Raw genomic sequence first — 20,435 nt, forward strand, 5'->3', positions numbered from 1 at the left:
CATCAGGAAGCGGTCAGGTGCCACACGGCGGGCGTGTGCTGGTCGGGCGGGTACTGCAGGAGCCGGCCGTCGTCGGCCGGGCTCACCGCCATCTGCGTGATGGTGTTGACGAGCCGGTAGCCGCCGCCGGCGGGCTGCAACTCCCAGCGCTGCAGGGTGTTCTGGGCGTCGCAGGTCTCCCAGGTCGCCTCGACGCCCGGCTGGAGCGGCACGTTGAGCGTGAGCTTGCCGCCGCGGACCTCGAGGCAGCCGTTCGCGGACCGTACGGTCGCGTAACCGTCCGCCGTGCGCTGCACCCCGGCCTGGAACGAACGGTCGCCCGCCTGGAAGGTGTACGCCCCCTCCGCCACCGGCAGCCGGGTGAGGTCCCGCCACCCGGGTGCGTGCCCCACGGCCGTGCCGCGCGCCGTGAACTCGGCGTAGGTGGCGTCGGGATGGGGGTCGCCCCAGGTGGCCTGCGCGATGTGCCGCAGCGCGGGCCAGAGTTCGACGGCGACCTCGTTCTCGGTCTCGCCACGCCCGTTGTCCGGCCAGAGGCTGATCTTCGCCCCGGTGATGCCCTTGCTGGACGTCAGCTTCTCGCCCTCGAAGCTGCGCGGGTCCCAGCTCTGGTCGTACAGGGACCCGGTGTCGGAGTGGAAGCCGCCGCGGACGAGGTAGAGCGAGTAGGCGGCGTTCATCAACGGGTAGCCCTGCGCGACGAGTTGGCTGGGTTTCACCGTCACGTTCAGCCAGTGCTCGACGGTCGTGCCCGCCGTCACCGGCACGGTGTTGGCACCGGTCAGGCCGTCGTTCCAGATGCGCAGCTTCTTGCCCTTGCCCGCCGCGTAGGCCTGCACCCGGTTGATGAAGTCGATGTAGGCGTCCTGCGGAGTGGCGCCCGAACCGTACTTCTCCTGGGCGTACTTGAGCATCTGCGGGTACTTGGAGTAGTCGGAGCCGAGCATGTACTCGTCGGCGCCCATGTGCCAGGACTTCGCGGTGAAGACCTGCGCGTACTCGTCCATCAGGCTGGTGTAGTAGTCGAAGGCGGCCTGCTGGGTGACGTCGAGCCGGGCGGGCTGCTTGTTGCCGTCGGAGTCGGTCAGCTGCAGGTCGGGGCGGTTCTCGATCCACGGGTCCATGTGGCCCGGGGAGTTGATCTCGGGGATGATCTCGACGTGGTACTTGTCGCCGAGCGCGACGAGCTGCCGTATCTCGTCCTTGGTGTAGTAGCCCCAGGTGTTGGCCTCGGGGTGGGCGTCGCTCTTCACCTTCAGCTCGACGAGCAGCTGGTTGAGCTTGTTGTACGCCATCTCACGGACCAGGTTCTCCAGCCAGGGCAGCGAGATGTGGATGTAGCAGGCGCACACGCCGACGCCGCGTTCCTTGTAGCGCGGCACGTCGACCGTCCGTCCGGCGGGGATCCGGTCGCCCTGCGCGAGGAGTTGGAGGACGGTACGGGTGCCGTAGAAGGCACCGGTCTCGGTGGCGCCGGTCACCGACAGCCGCTTGCCGGCGTGGAGTTCGTAACCCTCGGCGCCCAGCGAGGTCCGGGACGCCTGGACGTCGATCACGATGTCGCCGGTGCGGGCGCCGCTGCGGACAACGGGGACGGTGCCGTGGCCCGCCTCGCGCAGGTCGTCGGCGAGGGTGTCGGCGACCCGGCGCTCGGCCGGACTGTCGGCGACCAGCCTGGCACCGCGGCCGTACTCATAACTGCCTTGCTCTGCCGACCAGTTGGTCAGTGCCGGCACCGTGACCGGTGCCTTCTGCGTCTCCTGCGCGACCGCCGACGTCGGCGCCACGAGCAGGGTCAGCGCCGCCGCCACGCCGAGCAGCCGCAGCGCTCTCTTTCTGAACTCACCCATGCCACTCCACCTTGAACACCCACACGTGCTGTCCCGCTCTACGGGCTGTCTCGGGTACGTCGATCACCAGTGCTCCCTTGTTGACCGTCCAGGTCAGGGGCCGGTCGTGGCCGAGCATCGTCACCTTGTCGCCGGTCCGGATCGGCACCGGAGCCTCGACGGTGAGCTTCGCGCCCGGCCGGGTCAGGGAGTGGATGTAGAAGGCCTTGTCGGGCCGGACCGTGAACCGCAGATCGTCGCCGAGCTGGGCCATGCGCGACCAGTACGTCGTGTTGTAGATCGCCTCACCGTTGACCTCGAGCCAGGCACCGGTCTCCCGCAGCCGGGTCTGCATGATCTGCGGGATGGTGCCGTCGGCGCGCGGGCCGATGTCGAGCAGGAAGTTGCCGTTCTTGGAGACGATGTCGACGAGGCTGTGCACGACCTCCTCGGCGGTCATGTAGGCGTCGTCCGGGGTCGCGCTGTTGTAGCCGTAGCTGAAGGGATCGAGGCCGCGGCTGGACTCCCACTTGGCGACGACCGTGTTCTCGTACGTCGTGTACTCGGGTGTCGTGAAGTCGTGGAAGGCGATGCCCGAACGGTTGTTGACCGTCACGTCGATCGGACGGGCCCGGTTCTTGGCGTGGTTGAAGTACTCGGCGAGGACGTGGAGGCTGTCGTTCACGCCGCCGATGTCGCACCAGATGATCTCCGGGTCGTAGCCGTGGATCAGCTCCAGCATCTGCGGGGCCTGGTAGTCCCTCACATAGTCCTTGCCGGAGGTGTATCCGGTGTACGGGACCGGTTCGAGGGTGTACGGGTTGCGTGGGGCGTGGCCCATCCAGGGGTTGTCGGGGTTGAACCACTCCGGCATCGAGAAGTACAGGCCGCGGTGGAGTTCGGGGGTGTAGCGCCGGGACGCCTCGAACAGCTCCTTGAGCAAGTCCCGCTTGGGGCCCAGCTTCACGGCGTTGCGGTCGGAGACCTTGGTGTCCCACAGGGCGAAGCCCTCATGATGCTTGGAGGTCAGCACGTGGTACTGGGCGCCGGCGTCCCGGAACAGCTCGACCCAGGCGCGCGGGTCGAACTTCTCCGCGGTGAAGCGCGGGATGAAGTCGTCGTAGGCGAAGTCCTCGCCGTAGGTGTCCCGGTGGTGGGCGTACGTCGGGTTGTTCGGGTCCTGCATCTGGTCCCAGTACCACTCGGCGTACTGCTTGCCGACCGGCGCCCAGGCGGGCACCGCGTAGACGCCCCAGTGGATGAAGATGCCGAACTTGGCACCGTTGAACCAGTACGGCGCCTGGTGGCCGGCGAGGGCGGCCTCGGTGGGCTGGTAGTCGGCGGTGCCGAGCGTCAACTTGCCGTGGCTGGCGGCGACTTGGGTGCCTCGTCCGGTGAGCGTCACCGAGCCGTCCCGTGCGGTGCCGGGTGCGGTGCCCGCGCGATTGCGGATGCCGACGCGGACGCGTGCCTGCTCGCCGGGGTCGAGGCGGCGTACACGGGCGGGGTCGACGGTGCGTGCGCCGGGGACTTCGACGCGTACGGACACCTCGTCGGCGGCCAGGATCGCGACGGTGCCCGCGTTGACGACGGTGGCCTCGACGCTCTGGGCGCCCGTGCGGTCCAGCAGCGAGATCGTGGAGTGCGCGTCGCGCAGCGCCAACGCCCGTCCCTGGGCGACGGGCTGGAGGGACAGCGCGAAGACGTGCAGGGAAGCCTTGCCGGCCTCGGCCGGGTTGGTGACCGGCAGGGTGATGGCGACCGCCTCGCGCCGCGGGTCGGTCCACACCTCCGAGGTGCCGATCCCGACGCCGTGCTGGTCCTTGGTGCCGTCCGGCTTGTAGCGGTACGGCGCCGAGAGCGAGCCGCCCGCCGAGTACCAGTCGGCGCCGCTCAGTCCGGCGGTGCTGGTCGAGCCGTCGGCGTAGTGGACGGTGGCCTTGCCTGAGGCGTTGCCGTAGCTGCCGGCGGTGAGGAAGACGGCCGACAGGTAGGCGCCCCTGGGCAGTTCGACGCGTTGGCCGAGGGCGACGAGGTTGTTCCTGGCGCCCTGGGGGGCGGCCGGGAAGAGGAAGGGGATGCCGTCGACCTCGACGCGGCCGGCGGGGAGTTCCTCGCCCGGGAACGTGTAGCCGGAGCCGTCGAAGTCGCCGCCGCGGGCGGAGGCGGTGTCGATGCCGTCGTTGTCGTAGAGGCCGTCGAGCGGGACGGGGACCGGGTCCGGGACGGGCACCCACGGAGATGATCCGGGCCGGTCGTCGACCGGTTCGGCGGCGTGCGCCTGGGTCGTGGCGGTGAGGGGCAGGGCGGCCGCGGCGGCGGCTCCGGCCGCGGCAGAAAGGACCTGACGTCTTGGATAGGGACTCACACTCATGAGCGGCTCCCAATTCATCGGAGGTCTGATCATTGGGCGGGCTCAGGGACCTGTCAATGGGGTGTGAATGGGCTGGAGTTGAGGCATTGATCGGATGACCTGCGGGTCAAGGAACGGCGCCCTCCGCACGTCCCGCGAAAAGTCCAATAAGAGCTGCTCGAATGTCCAAGAGGGGGTGCCCTCGACGCGGGGCCCGCGGCGGGGCAGAGTGCTCTACGTACTCATGAGTAGTGCCACGTACCGCACCCCGAGGAGCGCCCGTGACCAGCTGGGTCGGCCGGACCGCCGCCGAGATCGCCGCCGCCGTACGCGAGAAGCGGGCCACCCCCCGTGAAGTGGTGGCCGAGCACCTGGAGCGGATCGAGCGGCTGGACGGACGTGTCGGAGCGTTCCGGGTCGTACGGGCGGAGGCGGCGCTCGCCGAGGCCGACGAGGTGGCCTCCCGCGGGGACTTGGCCGAACTTCCGCTCGCCGGTGTGCCGGTGGCCGTCAAGGACAACCTCGCCGTGCGCGGCGAGTCGACCCGGGTGGGCTCCGCCGCGACGCCGGACACGCCCGCCGACGAGGACCACGTGACGGTGGCCCGGCTGCGGGCGGCGGGCGCAGTGGTCGTGGGGCTGACGAACGTGCCCGAGCTGTGCATCTTCGGCACCACCGAGGGCGTGCTCGGCACCGCCCGCAACCCGTGGGACCTGACCCGCACGGCAGGCGGTTCCTCGGGCGGCAGCGCGGCCGCGGTCGCCGCCGGACTGGTGCCGATCGCCCTCGGCAACGACGGCATGGGCTCGCTGCGCATCCCCGCCGCCAACTGCGGGCTGGTCACCATCAAGCCCGGCCATGGGGTCGTCCCCGCGGGCATCGGCGAGGGCGACTGGTTCGGCATGTCGGAGAACGGCCCGCTCGCCACGACGGTCGAGGACGCGCGCCTGATGCTGTCGGTCCTCGCGGACCAGGACACAGACACAGACACCGAGGCGGTACGGCCGGAGACACCCGCCATGCGGAAGATCGCGGTGTCGCTGCGCAGCCCCCTCGTCGGCGTCACGATCAGCGGGCCGTACACGACCGCGGCCCGTGACGCGGCCGGCGTCCTGATCAAGGCCGGTCACCAGGTACGGCGCGCCGACCCGCCGTATCCCCTCTCGCTGAGCACGACGTCCCTCGCGCACTGGACGGCGGGCACGGCGGTGGACGCCCAGAGCCTGGACCCGCGCCTGCTGACCCGGCGCTCCCGGGTGCACGCGGCCGTCGGCCGCCGCTTCGTCAACAGCGTCCGCACCGGCGACAGCCGGGAGCGACTGCGCCGCCGTATGGAGCCCTTCTTCGAGGAGTACGACGTCCTGCTGACCCCGGCGCTGGCCCGCCGCTCCCCCAAGTCGGTGGCCTGGCACGAGCGCGGCTGGCTGGCCAACGTCCTCGTCAACACCAACTACTCGCCGCTGACCCCGCCGTGGAACCTGACCGGCTGGCCGGCGATGTCCGTCCCCTTCGGCACCCTCCCCTCCGGCGCCCCCGCCGCCGTCCAACTGGTGGGCCGACCCGGCTCGGAGGCGATCCTGCTGGAGGTGGCGGAGCAACTGGAGAGGCTGCACCCGTGGCAGCGGACGGCGCCGCTCGACTAGCGGCTATGGTGCTCAGCGACCTGCAACCACGATCTCTCGACGGGGGAACTGATCCGCGTGGGCGCCATCGTGTTCAACCTGACGACCGCGGCGCTGATGGTGCTGATGTTCAAGTGCGGTCTGACGCTTGTCGGTGAGGACACCCTCCGCCGGCGCCCGATCCCGTGGGCGGCCGTCGGCGTCACGGCGGTGGCGGTCGGCGGGGTGGTGCTCCAGCACAGCTGGTCGGGGGCGATGGACGCCCTCGACAGCGACCCGCGCAGAAGCGGCTGGTGGCGGGTGGTGACGTCGGTCTTCATGCAGAACGGCGGCTTCTTCGGCGCCGTGTGGAACATCGTCACGCTCGCGGCCATGGCCGCGCTCGCGCAGTGGTTCTGGCGCGGCCCGCTGATGCTGGTGCTGTTCGCCGCCGGCATCCTGCTGCCCGAGCACATCGACGCCCTGTTCGGCGAGACCTCCCGCAGCACCGACCCGCGCAACTTCGCCGGCAGCTCCGGCGCGACGTACTTCCTCGCGGCCACCCTCGCATCGGCCCTCCTGCTGACCACCAACGACACCAGGCAGCGCCTGCTGGCGCTGTGCGTGCCCGCGGCCGGCCTGGCGATGTGGCTGGCCCAGGACAACGGCCACGGCCTGGTCTCGGTCTACGGCTTCGCCCTCGGCGCGGCGGCCCTGCCCCTGGCCCGTCGCATCGCGCGACCGGCGTCCACGGGCGAGGCGGAGGCCTAGCTCCTCCGGGTGCGGATCAACCGGTGATGCCCTCCGGGGAAATAGGGCTGAAGACCGGCCCCTCCCCGTGCTTGCATGGATCGCATGATGTCCGCCGACCGTCTGCTCGCCTTCGCGGCGCTGTCGTTCCTGCTGATCGTGATCCCCGGCCCCAGCGTGCTGTTCGTCATCGGGCGGGCGCTCGCGCAGGGGCGCCGTGCCGCGCTGACCACCGTCGTGGGGAACACGCTCGGCGCCTATGTGCTCGTCCTGGCCGTGGCGGTCGGGATCGGCTCCGTCGTGGAGCGCTCGGTGCTGGTCTTCACCGCGCTGAAGCTGGCCGGCGCCGCCTACCTGGTGTATCTCGGCATCAAGGCGTGGCGGCACCGCGGTTCGCTGCGGGCCGCGTTCACGGATGACGCCGGTGTACCGCGCGGCGGCCTGCGCACGTTCTGGGAAGGCTTCGCCGTCGGTGTGACCAACCCCAAGACCATCGTGTTCTTCGCGGCCGTACTCCCCCAGTTCGTCGACCCCGGCGCGGGCCACGTCACGCTGCAGATGCTGCTGCTCGGCCTGATCTTCAACGCCATCGCCGTCACCTGCGACAGCATCTGGGGCCTGGCCGCCTCCACCGCCCGCGACTGGTTCGCCCGCTCCCCGCGCCGCCTCTCCCTGGTCGGCGGGGTGGGAGGCCTGACCATGATCGGCCTGGGCGTGACGGTGGCGGTGACGGGGCGCAAGGACTGAACGGCGGACCCGAGGGCCGGTCGGGTTGCCCCGGGAGGGCAACCCGACGGGTCCTACGGGATGGTGAGCGGCCTGGTCTTGTCCTGCGGGTCGACCGCCGGCTTGTCCGGGTGGACCGCGACCAGCCTGGCGCCCTTGGCGTACTTGCTGTCCCGGCCGTAGAACTTGTAGCCGGCGCCGAGGAGTTGGACGAGCTCGTGGCCCAGCATCGCCTGCGGACCTCCCTCGTCGGCCGTCTTGTTGTTGTCCCAGAGCGCGCTGGAACCCAGCTTCTCGACCTCGTCCCAGAAATTGGCCGTGGTGAGTTGTCCGCCGAGCAGCATGCCTTCGATCCGCGGTCCCAGGCTGGTGAGGATCTTGAAGACCGCGCGTTCCTGGATGCCGCCGTCCATGAACGCGTAGTTGACGGGCACGGACCACTTGCCGGTGTTCAGCCGCCGCCCCAGCCGATCGCCCAGCGGGAGCCTGTCACCGCCCTCGGCCTTGCCCTTCTGGTAGTCGGCCCAGTCCCCGGTGTCGTGGGCGCGGCCGAGGACGAGCTTGCGCTTCGCCCTGCCCGCCGCCGACGCGGTGTCCGTCATCGTCTGTGACGACGTGTCCTGGAGGTCTGCGCGGATGCCGTCCTCGAGGGCGGTGCCGAGCTCGGCCTTGCCGCGCCCGGCGGGCTCGCCCAGATAGGCGTCGATGGCCTCGATCGTGTCGGCGAGGTCGGCGTTCATCGCGATCCACTTGTAGTTGCCCGATGACCACTTGTCGTAGTGCGCCAGGTAGTCGTCGATGCCGCCCTCGAGCTGGGCGAAGATCCTCTGGACCTCGGCGTCGATCTTGCCCGGGTGCTCGACGCGCTGGATGTGGCTCGACTGCCCGGGGCCCGCCGCCGTCTCCGCGGAGTGTGCACCGGCGGCCGCGGAGCCCGCCGACGCCGGACCGCCGCTCAGCACGCGCCGCGCCGTGGCCTCCGCCTCGCGCTCGAACCTGTCCGACGGGTCGCTGACGCGCAGCCCGTCGCCCCGGTCGGTGCCGGCCACGGGCCCCTTGCGCTGCTGCAGGACGTGGGTCAACTCGTGGGCGAGGGTGTGCCGGTCGATGCCGGAGGCACCGGCGACGATGTGGCTGCCCGAGGTGTAGGCCCTGGCGCCGACCTCGGCGGCGGAGGCCTTGGCCGCGGCGTCGGTGTGGACGCGTACATCGGAGAAGTCGGCCCCGAACCGTGCCTCCATGTCGCTGCGGCTCTGCGCGTCGAGCGGCCGCCCGCTGCTGCGCAGGACGTCGTGCACCGCGGAGCGCTGCACCGGCGGCTGCTCCTCGGCGTGACCGCAGCCGGGTCCGTGCCGGTGCCGGTCCTGCGCCCGGGCGGGACCCCCCTGGCGCACCATCTGGACCACGGCCGCGTTCCCGACCACGCGCTGGAGGGCGAGCAGGGCCTCGGGCGGCGCGACCGCCCGCGCCCCGGACCTGCGGGCCTTCGCGGCGTCCGGCCGGTCGGCAGCTCGGCTGCTCGCGTGGTCGTACAAGGCGGTTCCTTCCGGCGCCGGGGTGCATGCCCTGCCGGTATACCCGAGCCGTACGACGAGTCGCCATGTACCAGGGGGCAGAGTTCCGGCCCCTACGGGCAACCACAGGGACCGGGCCCGCCTCCTCGGAGGCGGGCCCGGTCCCGTGCGTAGGTCTCGCCGGCGGCGACGATGCGGTGTCGGCGATCGCGAGAGGTCCGTCCCGCGGGACTGTCAGTCGACGCTGGGCAGGATGTGGGGCTCGGCGAGGTCGTCCTCGTAGCCGGCCAGACGGATGGGGGCCGCGTGGGCCCAGACGTCCAGGCTGCCGAGTTCGTCCGACCGTCGGCCGGGGCGCTCCGTGCGTTCCTTGGGGCGCTGTTCGCGATTCGTCTTCTCCGGTGTCACCGCGCACTCCTTATGTGTCGGGTCACCCTCGGGGCGTGCCGGTCAGTCTGCGGTCCGGCGCCTGACGCCCGCTCAGGTGTGAGTCGAAAGCTGTTCGGACGCGGTGGCGCCGGTAACTCGTGTGAGAGCAGGCCGCTGTGAACCGGCTTGTCCCGGGACGGACGTGGGTGTGGGTGGGACCCGGTGGTACTGTCCGTCCGCTCCAGATTAACCAAATGAGCGGGCAGCCGCTCTATGGGGCTGAAAACTTGAGGTTACTGTCTTGATTCGCCCGGTTTTCCCCCTCCTCCCTGTCACCCGTTCGGCGTAGAGGTCTGCCGTAATGGCAACACCCGTTCCATCCTGGGTTGCAGGGACATGTCCCCCGGTTCGGAGGGGCGTGCCCGGGAGGGGGGAGGTCATGGCGTCCGTCACCTTCGACAAGGTCACCCGCCGCTTCCCGTCGATGGCCAGGCCGGTCGTCGACGCGCTGGACCTCGAGATCGAGGACGGCGAGTTCATGGTTCTGCTGGGTCCTTCCGGCTGTGGAAAGTCGACCTGTCTGCGCATGCTGGCCGGACTCGACGAGGTCGACTCCGGTTCCATCCTCATCGGTGTCCGGGACGTCACCCATCTTCCGCCGCGGGACCGCGACGTCGCGATGGTGTTCCAGGACTACGCCCTCTACCCGCATTTGTCGGCTGCCGACAACATCGGCTTCGCCCTGAAGATCGCCCGCATGCCCAGGCGCCGCGCCCGGCAACGGGTCGAGTACGCCGCCGCCGTCCTGGACATCGAGCAGTACCTCGGCCGCAGGCCCGACTCGCTCGCGGGCGGCGAGCGGCAGCGGGTCGCGACGGGGCGGGCGCTCGTCAGGGATCCGCGGGTCTATCTGATGGACGAGCCGCTCTCCAATCTCGACGCCCCGTTGCGGGCGGAGACCCGTGCGCAGATCGTCCGGCTGCAGAGCCATCTCGGCATCACCACGGTGTACGTCACCCACGACCAGGTCGAGGCAATGGCCATGGGCGACCGGCTCGCCGTGCTCAACGACGGGGTGCTGCAGCAGGTGGGCAGGCCGAGGGATGTGTTCGCGCATCCGGCCAACACGTTCGTCGGCGGTTTCATCGGCTCTCCGCCGATGAACCTGCTGAGGCTTCCGCTGTCCGCGGAGGGTGCCCGGCTCGGCGCCCTGACCGTGCCGCTGCCCCGCGGCACGCTGCGCGCGGCCGGGGCCGAGGGCGCCGACGAGGTCGTACTCGGCGTCCGGCCCGAGCAGTTCGAGTTCCTCTCGGCCGAGGACCGGGAGACTCCAGGGCTCGACCTCGAGGTCGAGACGGTCGAGGACACCGGCGCTGTCGTATACCTCCACACGACGGCCCGGTCCGGCGAGGGCTTCACCGACCTCGTCGTACGGCTTCCGGGACGGCCCACGCACGGCAAGGGGGCGTCGCTGCGGGTGGCGATCCGCCCGGACGCCCTGCACTGCTTCTCGGCCGTGACCGGAATGCGGCTTCCCGAGGCGGCGGACGCATCACCGGTGCGCTGAGGCACGCCCTCACGCAGCGCACCGAATTGGCCACGCAGTTCAAGTCCCGTTCGCCGAATCGCAAGGCGGCCATGATCTGCTGGCGGACGGCAACGGCTTGTCCGGCGGGAGGACTGACGCATGGAGCTGCGCAGTGTCGAAGAGCTGATGGATCTGCTGTACGCCTGCCGACATCAACATGCGCTGCGGACCGCCGCGCTGCTGCGCCGGCGCCGCCCCGCCGACAAGGAGCTCCAGGTGGCGGGGCTGGTGCACGGCATAGGGCAGCTGCTGTGCCCCGGCGACGAGACCCGCCGGGCCGAGCACGCCGCCGAAGCGGTACGCCCTCTGCTCGGCGAGCGCGTCTACCGTCTCGTACGCCACCACGGCCCCGCCGGCGACGACGACCTGGTGCGCCTGCGGATGGCGGACGAGGAGAGCCGTACCGCCGGGTTCGACGCCGGGGTCCTGGAGGACTGGCGCACGGTCCTGGAACTCGTCGCCGCCCGCAACTCCCGTCTCGGGGCTGTCGACTGACGATCCGTCATGAGACGGTACGGCGATGACGTCGTCGTATGCACAGAACGCGCTGCAGGGCAGGGTCGCCGTCGTGACCGGCGGCACCCGCGGCATCGGTCGCGCGGTCGCCGCGCAGCTGACCGCGGCCGGGGCGCGGGTGTGCGTGACCGCACGGGACGCCGACGAGGTGCGGCGTACGGCTGCCGAGCTGGGCGGTGTCGGTGTGAGCGGCAGCGTCGCAGAGCCGGGGCATCTGCGGGAGGTCGTCGAGGTCGCCCTGCGCGAGTTCGGCCGGATCGACGTCGTGGTGAACAACGCGGCGACGAACCAGCCGTACGGACCGCTCATGGAGGTCGAACCGCGGGCGTGGGGGCAGGCGTTCGCGGTGAACGTCGAGGCACCGCTGCGGCTCGTGCAGTTGGCGTGGCGGGCCTGGATGCGGGAGCACGGCGGGTCGGTCGTCAACATCTGCACCGAGGGCGCGGAGCACGTGGGGCCCAAGGTCGGGGCGTACGGCACGAGCAAGGCGGCCCTGCTGCACCTGACGCGGCAGCTCGCCGGGGAGCTGGCGCCGAAGGTGCGGGTCAACTCCGTGTCCCCCGGTCTCGTGCGCACCGAGATGGCCCGGTTCGTGTGGGAGCCGGGCGAGCAGGAGCTGGCGGCCGGGCTGCCGCTCGGCCGGATCGGGGAGCCTCAGGACGTCGCGCGGGCCGTGGTGTGGCTGGCCTCGGACGCGGCGGAGTGGATCACCGGCGCGGACCTGCTGGTCGACGGCGGGACGCGGGTCAGGACGGCGTACCCCGGGCCGGGGTACGCCGTCGACGACCGTCTTCGCTCATACGCACCACCTCGCTAGTGACGGCGGTTGCGGTGCCCTCAGGGGAACAGCGCTATCCCCATGAGGACGATCAGGACGGCGAACACGACCAGCGCGATGGTGCCCCAGGTCCAGGGGTGTTTGTACGGATCGTGGCTGGAGCCGCCGCGGGGCCGGTCCTCCGGCAGCGAGGCGTCGTCCGGGCGGTCGCTCGCGTAGAACTGCTCGTCCGTCGGGTAATGGTTGCGTGGATCGCCGAATGCGCGCGGATCAATGCTGTGTGGAGTGCCCATGACCCCTCCTGGCGCGGTACTCGTCGGAGGCCGGGTTCCCGACGGTCGTCGGGCGACACGTCACGCAGGTGGATCACCACTTGCCGGGCGCGTAGTCCTTCAGGAAGACGCCGTACAGGTCCTCGCCCTGCTCGCCGCGCACAATTGGATCGTAGACCCGTGCGGCCCCGTCGACCAGGTCGAGCGGGGCGTGGAAACCCTCCTCGGCCAGGCGCAGCTTGTCGTAGTGGGGGCGCTCGTCGGTGATCCAGCCGGTGTCGACGGAGGTCATGAGGATGCCGTCGGTCTGGAGCATCTCCTGGGCGCTGGTCCGCGTGACCATGTTCATGGCGGCCTTGGCGGCGTTGGTGTTGGGGTGGCCCGCACCCTTGTAGCCGCGGCCGAAGACGCCCTCCATCGCGGAGACGTTCACGACGTACGCACGCCCGCTGGCCGCCTTCCTGGCGGCGTCGGCCATGGCCGGGCGGAGCTTGCTGATCAGGATGAACGGCGCCGTGTAGTTGCACAGCTGGGTCTCGAGGAGCTCCACCGGGGAGATCTGCTCGATGGTCTGCACCCAGGTGTTGGAGTCGACGACGTCGGGGACCAGGCCGCCCGCGTCGATGGCGGTGCCGTCGAGGTGCCGGGCGACGCTGGCGTTGCCGGCGACCAGGGCGAGGTCGGCGACCTGCTGGGCGTCGAGGCCGGAGATCCCGACGGGCAGCGCGGCCAGACCGTCGACGGCGCCGGAGCCGAAGGCGCCGATGACGTGGTGGGCGGGCAGCTCACCGGCGGGCAGCGGGGCGCTCTCGCCGTCGACGAGGGCGGCGTAGGCGGAGGGCAGCCGGCGTACGGTCTGCGTCGCGTTGTTGATCAGGATGTCCAGCGGGCCCGCCTCGGCGACCTGGTCGGCGAGGGCCACGGCCTGGGCCGGGTCGCGCAGGTCGATGCCGACGACCTCCAGGCGATGGATCCAGTCCGCGGAGTCGTCCATCGCCTTGAAGCGGCGGATGGCGTCCTTGGGGAAGCGCGTGGTGATCGTCGTGTGCGCGCCGTCGCGCAGTAGCCGCAGCGCGATGTACATGCCGATCTTGGCGCGTCCGCCGGTGAGCAGGGCGCGCTTGCCGGTGAGGTCGGCGCGGACGTCACGCTTGTCCCGGTTCAGGGCGGCGCAGTCCGGACAGAGCTGGTGGTAGAAGTAGTCGACTTCCACGTACCGGGTCTTGCAGGTGTAGCAGGAGCGGGGGCGCTGGAGTATCCCCGCGATCCTGCCCTCCTCGGTGATCGACGACGGGAGGATGCCCTCGGTCTCGTCGTCGATGCGCTGGGCGGAGCCGGTCGCCGTGGCCTCCGTGACCGCCTTGTCGTGGGCGGTCTTGGCGGCCCGGCGCTCCTGGCGGCGGCGCTGCTTTACGGTGCGGTAGATGCCGGCGGTGGCCCGGCGCACGGCGATCGCGTCGGGGTGGTCGACCTCCAGCTTGTCGAGCTCCTCGAGCACGCCGAGGCAGACGGCCAGCCGCTCCGGGTCGATGCCGGGCCCGTACACGACCTCGTCCGTGGTCGCCGAGCCTTCCTCTGTCACCGTCATCGCGCTGCCGCTTCCCTGATCACCCGCGCGGCGCTCCGACCGCGTCCGCTTTCGAACGGGGAATTGTACGGAGCGCCGGGCCTGTCCTCCAAAATCCGGGAGGTCAGCCGCCGCAGGCTGCGGTGAGGGCCGCGACCTCCGCGGTCAGGGCGGCGGCCAGCCGGTCCAGGTCCGGCACGGCCTCGGCGTCCGCGACGAGGCCGTAGTGGACGTGTCCGCGGTACGTCGAGACGGCCACCGCCAGCGCCTGGCCGCGGGCCAGCGGGGCGAGCGGGTAGACCTCCGTGACCGGGTTGCCGCCGAGCTTCAGGCCGAGGCTGGGCAGCGGCACGCTGGTGACCAGGATGTCGAACCAGAGCCGGGCGGCCTGGCTGACCAGCGGTCCGCCGAGCCGGTGGCCGAGCGCGGGCACATGGTCGGCGAGCAGGGCGACGGCGCCCGCGCCACGGTTGGGGCCGGCGTCCTTGTTGCGGTCCATGGCGCTGCGGACCGTGTCGAGCCGGCCGAGCGGGTCGGGGTCGTCGACGGGAAGCCGTATCAGGTAGCCGGAGAGCCGGTTGCCCTGTGGGGTGGCGGTGCGCGGGCGGCGCTTGGAGACGGGGATCAGGGCGCGCGGCCGGACGCCCTCGCTGCCGTCGCCGCGCTCGTCCAGCCAGCGGCGCAGGGCGCCCGCGACCACCGCGATCAGGACGTCGTTGACGGTGCCGCCCTCGGACTTGCGGATGCGGTGCACGTCGTCCAGGTCGATGACGACGCCGGCGGTGCGGCGGGTGCCGGTGGCCTCGGCGGTGAACGCCGAGGAGGAGCGCACGCCCAGGCTGGACACGGCCAGGGAGGCGCCGATGTCGAGGGCCCGGCCCACGTCGGACACGGCGCCCCGGACCAGGGCCGGCAGCTTGCGCACATCGGGCAGCAGGCCGCGCTTGGGCTCCTCGGGGCGGGGCTTGCGCTCCGGCAGGTCCATCGGGTCCAGGATGGCGGCGGCGAGGGTCAGCGCGCGCAGCCCGTCGGCCAGGGCGTGGTGGAACTTGAACAGCACGGCGAAGGAGACGCCGTCCTCCCCCGGCAGCACATGGGCCTCCCACGGCGGCCGGCCGCGCTCCAGCGGGCGCTCCATGAGCCGGCCCGCCTCCGCGTGGAAGTCCGCGGTGGGGGCGTGCAGCCGCACGTGGTGGAGCGGGTCGAAGTCCGGGTCCACCTCGCGGGCGGCGCTGCCGAAGGACAGCGGGCGCAGGGGCGACGGCTGCCACACGTCCCGGATGCGCATCCGCAGTCCGGGCACGGCCGCGGCGCGGGCGGCCAGCAGGTCGGCGGCGTGGGCGCCGGCGGTGGGCGAGTGGGCCGAGAAGACTCCGATCGCACCCAGGTGCATGGGGTGTTCGGCGGACTCGATGTTCCAGAACGCCAGGTCGAGAGGAGCGAGCAGGTCAGAAGTCAATGGCTTGCCTCGCGTCGTCGAAGGGTGAACATGCAGTCAACCTCCCTCACGCGATTACGGTCAAGTACGATCAAGCTACGCACAGTTAACAGCAGATTAAGTCCCGCCCCTCCGGAGAGGGGCGGGACTCATGGGACGTAAGTGGTCACTTCAGTGCGGGCGGCGCCGCCTCGGGTGATGTACCCCACTCAGACGGGCGCGGGCCGACCGTGAAGGCGAGCGCGCGCAGGGAGCGCAGCGCGCCGGTCGTCAGATACGTCCGCTCGTACGCCGTCCCGTCCGTGCGGGCCGACTGGATGTACCGGTCGGTGGCGGACGTGCCGGGCGCGGTGATCGTCAGGGCGCCGCGCGGGTAGTAGCGGCGGTCCAGCGTCAGGTCGACCCGGTCGAAGACCGGCGTGGACAGGCCCCAGGTGTCGTAGCCGGGCTGTACCGGGAAGATCCCGATCGACGACAGCACGTTCCAGGCGGACATGGTGCCGAGGTCGTCGTTGCCGGTCATGCCGGTCGGCGCGTCCGTGAAGAGGGTCAGCGCCGCGTGCACGACGTCGGTCGTCTTCCACGGCTGCCCGGTCGACAGATAGGTGTACGGGGCGATGAGGTCGGGCTCGTTCTGCGGGTTGTACTTGTCGGCGTTGTAGTACTCGTACGGCCCGTTAACCCACACCTCGCGGGCCGTCTTCGCCGGGTCGGCCAGCAGCTGGTCGTAGGCGAAGAACGAGTCCAGCCGGCTGTTCGCGGCCTGCTCGCCGCCGATCAGGCCGACCATGCCGGGCAGGTCCTGCGGCACCAGCCACTGGTACTGCCAGGACGTGCCCTCGTGGAAGCCCTCGCTCTGCGCCGGGTCGGCCGGTCCGGTGAAGGCGCCGGAGGCGTCGCGGGCGCGGAAGAAGCCCGTCGAGGGGTCGAAGACCGTGCGGTAGCTCTGGGCGCGGGCGGCATAGCGCGCGGCGTCGGCGTCGTGGCCGAGGTCGCGCGCCATCTGGGCGAGCATCGCGTCCGACAGGGCGTACTCCAGGGTCGCCGAGGCCCCGTGGTCGTAGTCCGAGTCGCCCGGCTTCACATGCGGGCGGCCCTTGACGTACGGCGCGAAGCCTTCCGCGACGTACTCCTTGTTGGCCTCCCGGCCCACCGCGGGCGAGTCGGCGGGCGGCACCCCGTCGGCGTTCTGCTTCAGCGCCCGGTACGCCCGCTCGGCGTATCCTCCGGCCCCCTTGAGCAGCCCCTGCTGGTAGGCGTTGGTCAGGAACGGCGTGACCGGGTCGCCGGTCATGATGTTGGTCTCGACCGTGCCGTAGCCCCACTTGGGCAGCCAGCCGCTCTCCTCGGAGATCTTGATCACCGAGATTGCCATGTCCCGCGCCTCGCGCGGCGCGAGCAGCGACAGGAGCTGGGACTGGGTGCGGTAGGTGTCCCACAGGGACCAGTTCTGGTAGTAGGTGAAGCCGTCGGTCCGGTGGATCCTCTGGTCCCAGCCGGTGTAGCGGCCGTCCGCGTCGCTGCCGATGTTCGGCGCGAGGAAGGACCGGTACAGGGACGAGTAGAAGGTCCGCCGCAGACTGTCGCTGCCGCCCTGTGCACGGACGTCGTCGAGCCGGTCCTCCCACGCCTGCTGCGCCTGGTTCTGTACGGCGTCGAAGGAACGGCCGCCCTCCGCACGGAGGTTGACCGCCGCGCCGTGCGCGTCGACGTAGGACAGGGCCGTGGTCGCCTCGACCGTGCGGTCCTTGGTGGTGTCGAAGCGGACGTACGCGCCGCCGGCCCCGCTCTTCGAACCCGCGGTCACGGTCGAGCCGTCCCAGGTGCCGTATGCGGTGAACGGACGGTCGAAGCGGGTGATCGTGTAGACGGTGTACGGCTTGGTGTCCTGGCAGAAGCCGCGGCCGGTGATGGCGGTGCGCACGGTGCGGCTGTCGAGGATCTCGACCTTGGTGGAGACCGTGGTGTGCAGCGACTGGGCCGCGTTGAGGAGGACGTTGGCCTTGTCGGTGGCCGGGAAGGTGTAGCGCTGCACGCCGGTGCGCGCGGTCGCCGTCAGCTCGGCCTCGATGCCGGTCTTCAGGCCGACCCGATAGTAGCCCGGGCTCGCGGCCTCGTCGTCGTGACTGAACTCGGCGGCGTACTTGGCGTAGTCCGTCTGTGTGACGTCACCGGTGGTCGGCAGCACGGGCAGATCGCCGCCGAGGCCGCAGCCGACGCCGGACAGATGGACGAGGGAGAACCCTCGGATGTGGTTCTGGGAGTAGTCGTAGCCGGTGTTGTGGCCGGTGTCCGGCGAGAGCTGCACCATGCCGAAGGGCACGGCGGCGCCGGGATAGGTGTTGCCCTCGTTCTCGGTGCCGATGAACGGGTTGACCAGATCGGTGAGTTGACGGTCGGTCGGCTCGGCGGCCCGGGCGGCGGGAGCGGCCAGCAGCGCGGACGCCGCCACCACCCCCGCCGTGCACAGGCGCAGGCGCCGGGTCCATCTCATGTCGGGAGTCCTCCGGGGTTCAGGGGGTCTGGCAGCCTGCGGGAGTCGCCTGGGAAGCGTCACGGATCAGGGCCTGCTGAGCGGCGTGCACACGCTGGACGTCCGGCTTGAGCACCCTGCGGTCGTACGTCAGCAGGCCGTTGAGTTCGCCCTCGACGTCCGAGATCTGGGTGTAGACCGCGCCGTTGCTGCCCTTGCAGGCCAGGGCGCGCACCTCGGCGAGCTTGGTCAGGTAGTCGTCGGTGTAGGTCGCCGGGTCGACGTCCACGTACGACTGCTGCACGGACCAGGCGTGGCCCGGGACCGCGAGGCCGAGGCCGCCGTACTCGCCGGTGACCAGGGCTCGTCGACCGTCGGGGTGGGGTGGCAGGGCGGGGCTGGGGTAGCCGTGCTCGTCCATGATGTCGCCGGTGCCGCCGTCGGCCCCGAGGTTGAGCCCGGACATGGAGTTGACGAGGCGGGTCGGGTCCCAGGCCCCCGCCTGGTCGGCGATGCGGGCCATGTCGTACTGGCCCCAACCCTCGTTGAAGGTCACCCACATGACGACCGACGGGCTGCTGATGTGCTCGTCGATCATCTGCTTCATCTCGCGCTCGTACTCGGCGCGGGCGGCGGTGCTCGGGTCGACCCCGGCGGTCATCGCGGGCATGTCCTGCCACACCATGAGGCCCAGCCGGTCGGCCCAGTAGAACCAGCGGTCGGGCTCGACCTTGATGTGCTTGCGCACGGCGTTGAAACCGAGCTCCTTGTGGACCTTCAGGTCGTACGCGAGGGCCTCGTCGGTCGGGGCCGTGTACAGGCCGTCGGGCCAGAAGCCCTGGTCGAGGGTGGCCATCATGAAGATCGGCTTGCCGTTGAGGACGGTGCGCGGGACGCCGTTGACCTTCTCGACGCCGATGGAGCGCATGCCGAAGTAGCTGCCGACGCGGTCGGCGCCGACGGTGACCTTCAGGTCGTAGAGGAAGGGGTCGTCGGGTGACCACAGGTGCGGGTCATCGATGGTCAGGGTCAGCGGGCCGCCGGTGCGGCCGCGGGCCGTGGCGACCTTGCGGTGTCCGTCGTACGCCGTGGCAGTGATCGGTACGCCGTCGCGAACTCCCTTTGCCTCGACGGTGAGTTGGCTCTTGGCGACGTCCGGGGTGAGCTTCAGCGCGTCGACATGGTCGGTCGCGACCGGTTCCATCCACACCGTCTGCCAGATGCCCGAGGTCGGCGTGTACCAGATGCCGCTCGGGTCCAGGCGCTGCTTGCCGATCGGCGGGTTCTCGCCGTCGGCCGCGTCGGTGGGGTCGTACACGCCGACGATCAGCTCCTGGGTGCGGCCGGGCTTCAGCGCGTCGGTGACGTCGGCGCTGAACTTGTCGTAGCCGCCCTGGTGTTGGGCCACCTTGGTGCCGTTGACGTACACCTCGGCCCGCCAGTCGACGGCGCCGAAGTTCAGCCGCAGCCGCTTGCCCGAGCCGATCTTCCAGTCGGCGGGGACGGTGAAGGTACGGCGGTACCACATGCGGTCCTCGTGCCGTTCGAGGCCGGAGAGCTGGGACTCCACGGGGTACGGGACGAGGATGCGCTCGGCGAGGGTCTTGCCGACCGGCGGCTGCTCCCCCGCCCGGGCGGCGGCGAACTGCCAGCGGCCGTTGAGGTTGCGCCAGTCGGTGCGGGTGAGCTGGGGCCGCGGGTACTCCGGGAGGGCGTTGTCCGGGCCCACCTGGTCGGCCCATTTCGTGCGCAGCTCGTACGTCGAGTGGTTGGGGCCGCTGCTCCAGAAGGTTTTGACAACGTTGCCGTCGGCGCCGGTGAGGCCGCCGCCTCCGTCGTAGCGGACGTCGGCGGTGCCGCGGGCGGTGCCGGTCTTGTTGCCGACGACGGGCTCCTTGAGAGCGACGAGGAGAGCACGCGGGTCGGCGGGGTCCAACTGGGCATTCCCCAAAGGCCACTTGGCGCCGCCGATCACCGCCTGGAGGTGGTCGGTGAAGCCGGCCGGGGGTGCGCCGAGGCGCTGGGCGAAGTCGAGCTTGAGGGTGCGGCCGGTGTCGGCGACCGTGGCGGCAATGGCACCGTCGTAGGCCCAGCCGTCCGGGAGCCGGAACGCCGACTGCGGCACGGCCTCCTTGGTGCCGCCGGGCTGAGTCCAGCGGAGGTGGAGGTTGGAGCCGCCGTAGTGCTCGAAGTACTCGACCTTGATGTCGTAGGCCTTGCCGGCGGTCAACTCGACGGGCTGGGCGGTCTGTTCGCGGTCCCAGTCGTCGACCCAGTGGTCGATGGTGAGTTTGCCGTCGATCCACAGGCGGAAACCGTTGTCTCCGATGATCGAGAAAGTGTGCGGGCCGGTCCTCTCCGGGACGATCTTCCCGGTCCAGCGGACGCTGACGTCGTCCGACCGGCCGGTGGTGAAGGCCAGCCGCGGCTCCAGGTTGTCGAAGTCGAGGTTCGGGTCGAAGCCGGTGGCCTTGAGCTCGTGGAAGTCGAAGGCGCCGGGGGCGGACTGGGTGTAGTACTCGCCCTTCAGGCCGTGGACCTCAACGGGGTCGTCGGCGGCGGTGGCGGTGGGAGTAGCGGCGAGGCCGGCCGCTCCGAGGGCCGCGGCGAGCAGTAACGCGAGTCGGTCTCTGAGGCGTCTGAATTGCACGGAACCTCCCA

The 20,435-nt window shown here is 70.9% G+C and carries 15 protein-coding genes; 6 read left to right on the forward strand and 9 right to left on the reverse strand.

Annotated elements, in window-relative coordinates; all coding sequences use genetic code 11:
• Window positions 1–2: 2 nt before the first annotated feature.
• Window positions 3–1,850 carry a family 20 glycosylhydrolase gene (locus ACFY1L_RS00755; protein WP_388816046.1) on the reverse strand — a complete coding sequence of 616 codons (1,848 nt, stop codon included), beginning with the start codon at window positions 1,848–1,850 and terminating at the stop codon, window positions 3–5.
• Window positions 1,843–4,203: an alpha-L-fucosidase gene (locus ACFY1L_RS00760; RefSeq protein WP_388816049.1), complete on the reverse strand. Its 2,361-nt coding sequence runs from the start codon at window positions 4,201–4,203 to the stop codon at window positions 1,843–1,845. Before ACFY1L_RS00760 ends, ACFY1L_RS00755 begins: the two co-directional genes overlap by 8 nt.
• A 260-nt stretch (window positions 4,204–4,463) precedes the next feature.
• Between ACFY1L_RS00760 and ACFY1L_RS00765 the strand changes: the two genes are divergently transcribed.
• The 3 genes from ACFY1L_RS00765 to ACFY1L_RS00775 all read left to right on the forward strand — a co-directional run bounded on the left by ACFY1L_RS00765 (window position 4,464) and on the right by ACFY1L_RS00775 (window position 7,280).
• Window positions 4,464–5,825, forward strand: a complete 1,362-nt coding sequence (locus tag ACFY1L_RS00765) for an amidase (RefSeq protein WP_388816052.1) — start codon at window positions 4,464–4,466, stop codon at window positions 5,823–5,825.
• Between the two features lie 57 nt (window positions 5,826–5,882).
• Window positions 5,883–6,554: a hypothetical protein gene (locus tag ACFY1L_RS00770; protein WP_388816055.1), complete on the forward strand. Its 672-nt coding sequence runs from the start codon at window positions 5,883–5,885 to the stop codon at window positions 6,552–6,554.
• Window positions 6,555–6,638: 84 nt separating this feature from the next.
• Window positions 6,639–7,280 carry a LysE family translocator gene (locus ACFY1L_RS00775; RefSeq protein WP_388818832.1) on the forward strand — a complete coding sequence of 214 codons (642 nt, stop codon included), beginning with the start codon at window positions 6,639–6,641 and terminating at the stop codon, window positions 7,278–7,280.
• 53 nt (window positions 7,281–7,333) lie between these two features.
• On the opposite strand, the gene ACFY1L_RS00780 is transcribed toward ACFY1L_RS00775, so the two are convergent.
• Both ACFY1L_RS00780 and ACFY1L_RS00785 read right to left on the reverse strand, forming a co-directional pair.
• The gene (locus ACFY1L_RS00780; RefSeq protein WP_388816058.1) at window positions 7,334–8,794 is read right to left on the reverse strand and encodes a DUF4157 domain-containing protein; all 1,461 of its coding nucleotides are present in this window, start codon (window positions 8,792–8,794) and stop codon (window positions 7,334–7,336) included.
• 213 nt (window positions 8,795–9,007) lie between these two features.
• On the reverse strand, window positions 9,008–9,181 hold the full coding sequence (locus ACFY1L_RS00785; RefSeq protein WP_388816061.1) for a hypothetical protein: 174 nt from the start codon (window positions 9,179–9,181) through the stop codon (window positions 9,008–9,010).
• Between the two features lie 400 nt (window positions 9,182–9,581).
• Here ACFY1L_RS00785 and ACFY1L_RS00790 point away from each other — a divergent pair, with 400 nt between their 5' ends.
• From ACFY1L_RS00790 to ACFY1L_RS00800, 3 genes are all read left to right on the forward strand, one after another.
• Window positions 9,582–10,709 carry an ABC transporter ATP-binding protein gene (locus ACFY1L_RS00790; protein ID WP_388816064.1) on the forward strand — a complete coding sequence of 376 codons (1,128 nt, stop codon included), beginning with the start codon at window positions 9,582–9,584 and terminating at the stop codon, window positions 10,707–10,709.
• 120 nt (window positions 10,710–10,829) lie between these two features.
• Window positions 10,830–11,225 carry a hypothetical protein gene (locus ACFY1L_RS00795; protein ID WP_361258342.1) on the forward strand — a complete coding sequence of 132 codons (396 nt, stop codon included), beginning with the start codon at window positions 10,830–10,832 and terminating at the stop codon, window positions 11,223–11,225.
• Window positions 11,226–11,250: 25 nt separating this feature from the next.
• Window positions 11,251–12,063, forward strand: coding sequence for an SDR family oxidoreductase (locus tag ACFY1L_RS00800; protein ID WP_388816067.1), 813 nt, complete (start codon window positions 11,251–11,253; stop codon window positions 12,061–12,063).
• Window positions 12,064–12,083: 20 nt separating this feature from the next.
• Here ACFY1L_RS00800 and ACFY1L_RS00805 read toward each other — a convergent pair whose 3' ends face one another.
• The 5 genes from ACFY1L_RS00805 to ACFY1L_RS00825 form a co-directional block, all read right to left on the reverse strand.
• Window positions 12,084–12,317 (reverse strand): hypothetical protein, encoded by a 234-nt coding sequence (locus tag ACFY1L_RS00805; protein ID WP_388816069.1) that lies wholly within the window; start codon window positions 12,315–12,317, stop codon window positions 12,084–12,086.
• Window positions 12,318–12,390: 73 nt separating this feature from the next.
• Complete coding sequence (locus ACFY1L_RS00810; RefSeq protein WP_388816072.1) at window positions 12,391–13,884, reverse strand: SDR family NAD(P)-dependent oxidoreductase; 1,494 nt, start codon at window positions 13,882–13,884, stop codon at window positions 12,391–12,393.
• Between the two features lie 103 nt (window positions 13,885–13,987).
• Entirely contained in the window at window positions 13,988–15,322 is a 1,335-nt protein-coding gene (locus tag ACFY1L_RS00815; protein ID WP_388816075.1) for a wax ester/triacylglycerol synthase family O-acyltransferase, read from the reverse strand.
• 145 nt (window positions 15,323–15,467) lie between these two features.
• Window positions 15,468–17,795: a GH92 family glycosyl hydrolase gene (locus tag ACFY1L_RS00820; protein WP_388816078.1), complete on the reverse strand. Its 2,328-nt coding sequence runs from the start codon at window positions 17,793–17,795 to the stop codon at window positions 15,468–15,470.
• Window positions 17,796–17,814: 19 nt separating this feature from the next.
• Window positions 17,815–20,424 carry a PA14 domain-containing protein gene (locus ACFY1L_RS00825; protein WP_388816081.1) on the reverse strand — a complete coding sequence of 870 codons (2,610 nt, stop codon included), beginning with the start codon at window positions 20,422–20,424 and terminating at the stop codon, window positions 17,815–17,817.
• Between the last annotated feature and the right edge of the window lie 11 nt (window positions 20,425–20,435).

It is taken from the genome of Streptomyces sp. NPDC001663, from assembly GCF_042893105.1.
Lineage (GTDB): Bacteria > Actinomycetota > Actinomycetes > Streptomycetales > Streptomycetaceae > Streptomyces.

Coding starts and splice junctions, on each gene's coding strand:
- ACFY1L_RS00755 (WP_388816046.1), bottom strand. CDS start 1,850: ATGGGTGAGTTCAGAAAGAGAGCGCTGCGGCTGCTCGGCGTGGCGGCG.
- ACFY1L_RS00760 (WP_388816049.1), bottom strand. CDS start 4,203: ATGAGTGTGAGTCCCTATCCAAGACGTCAGGTCCTTTCTGCCGCGGCC.
- ACFY1L_RS00775 (WP_388818832.1), top strand. CDS start 6,639: ATGATGTCCGCCGACCGTCTGCTCGCCTTCGCGGCGCTGTCGTTCCTG.
- ACFY1L_RS00790 (WP_388816064.1), top strand. CDS start 9,582: ATGGCGTCCGTCACCTTCGACAAGGTCACCCGCCGCTTCCCGTCGATG.
- ACFY1L_RS00795 (WP_361258342.1), top strand. CDS start 10,830: ATGGAGCTGCGCAGTGTCGAAGAGCTGATGGATCTGCTGTACGCCTGC.
- ACFY1L_RS00800 (WP_388816067.1), top strand. CDS start 11,251: ATGACGTCGTCGTATGCACAGAACGCGCTGCAGGGCAGGGTCGCCGTC.
- ACFY1L_RS00805 (WP_388816069.1), bottom strand. CDS start 12,317: ATGGGCACTCCACACAGCATTGATCCGCGCGCATTCGGCGATCCACGC.
- ACFY1L_RS00810 (WP_388816072.1), bottom strand. CDS start 13,884: ATGACGGTGACAGAGGAAGGCTCGGCGACCACGGACGAGGTCGTGTAC.
- ACFY1L_RS00820 (WP_388816078.1), bottom strand. CDS start 17,795: ATGAGATGGACCCGGCGCCTGCGCCTGTGCACGGCGGGGGTGGTGGCG.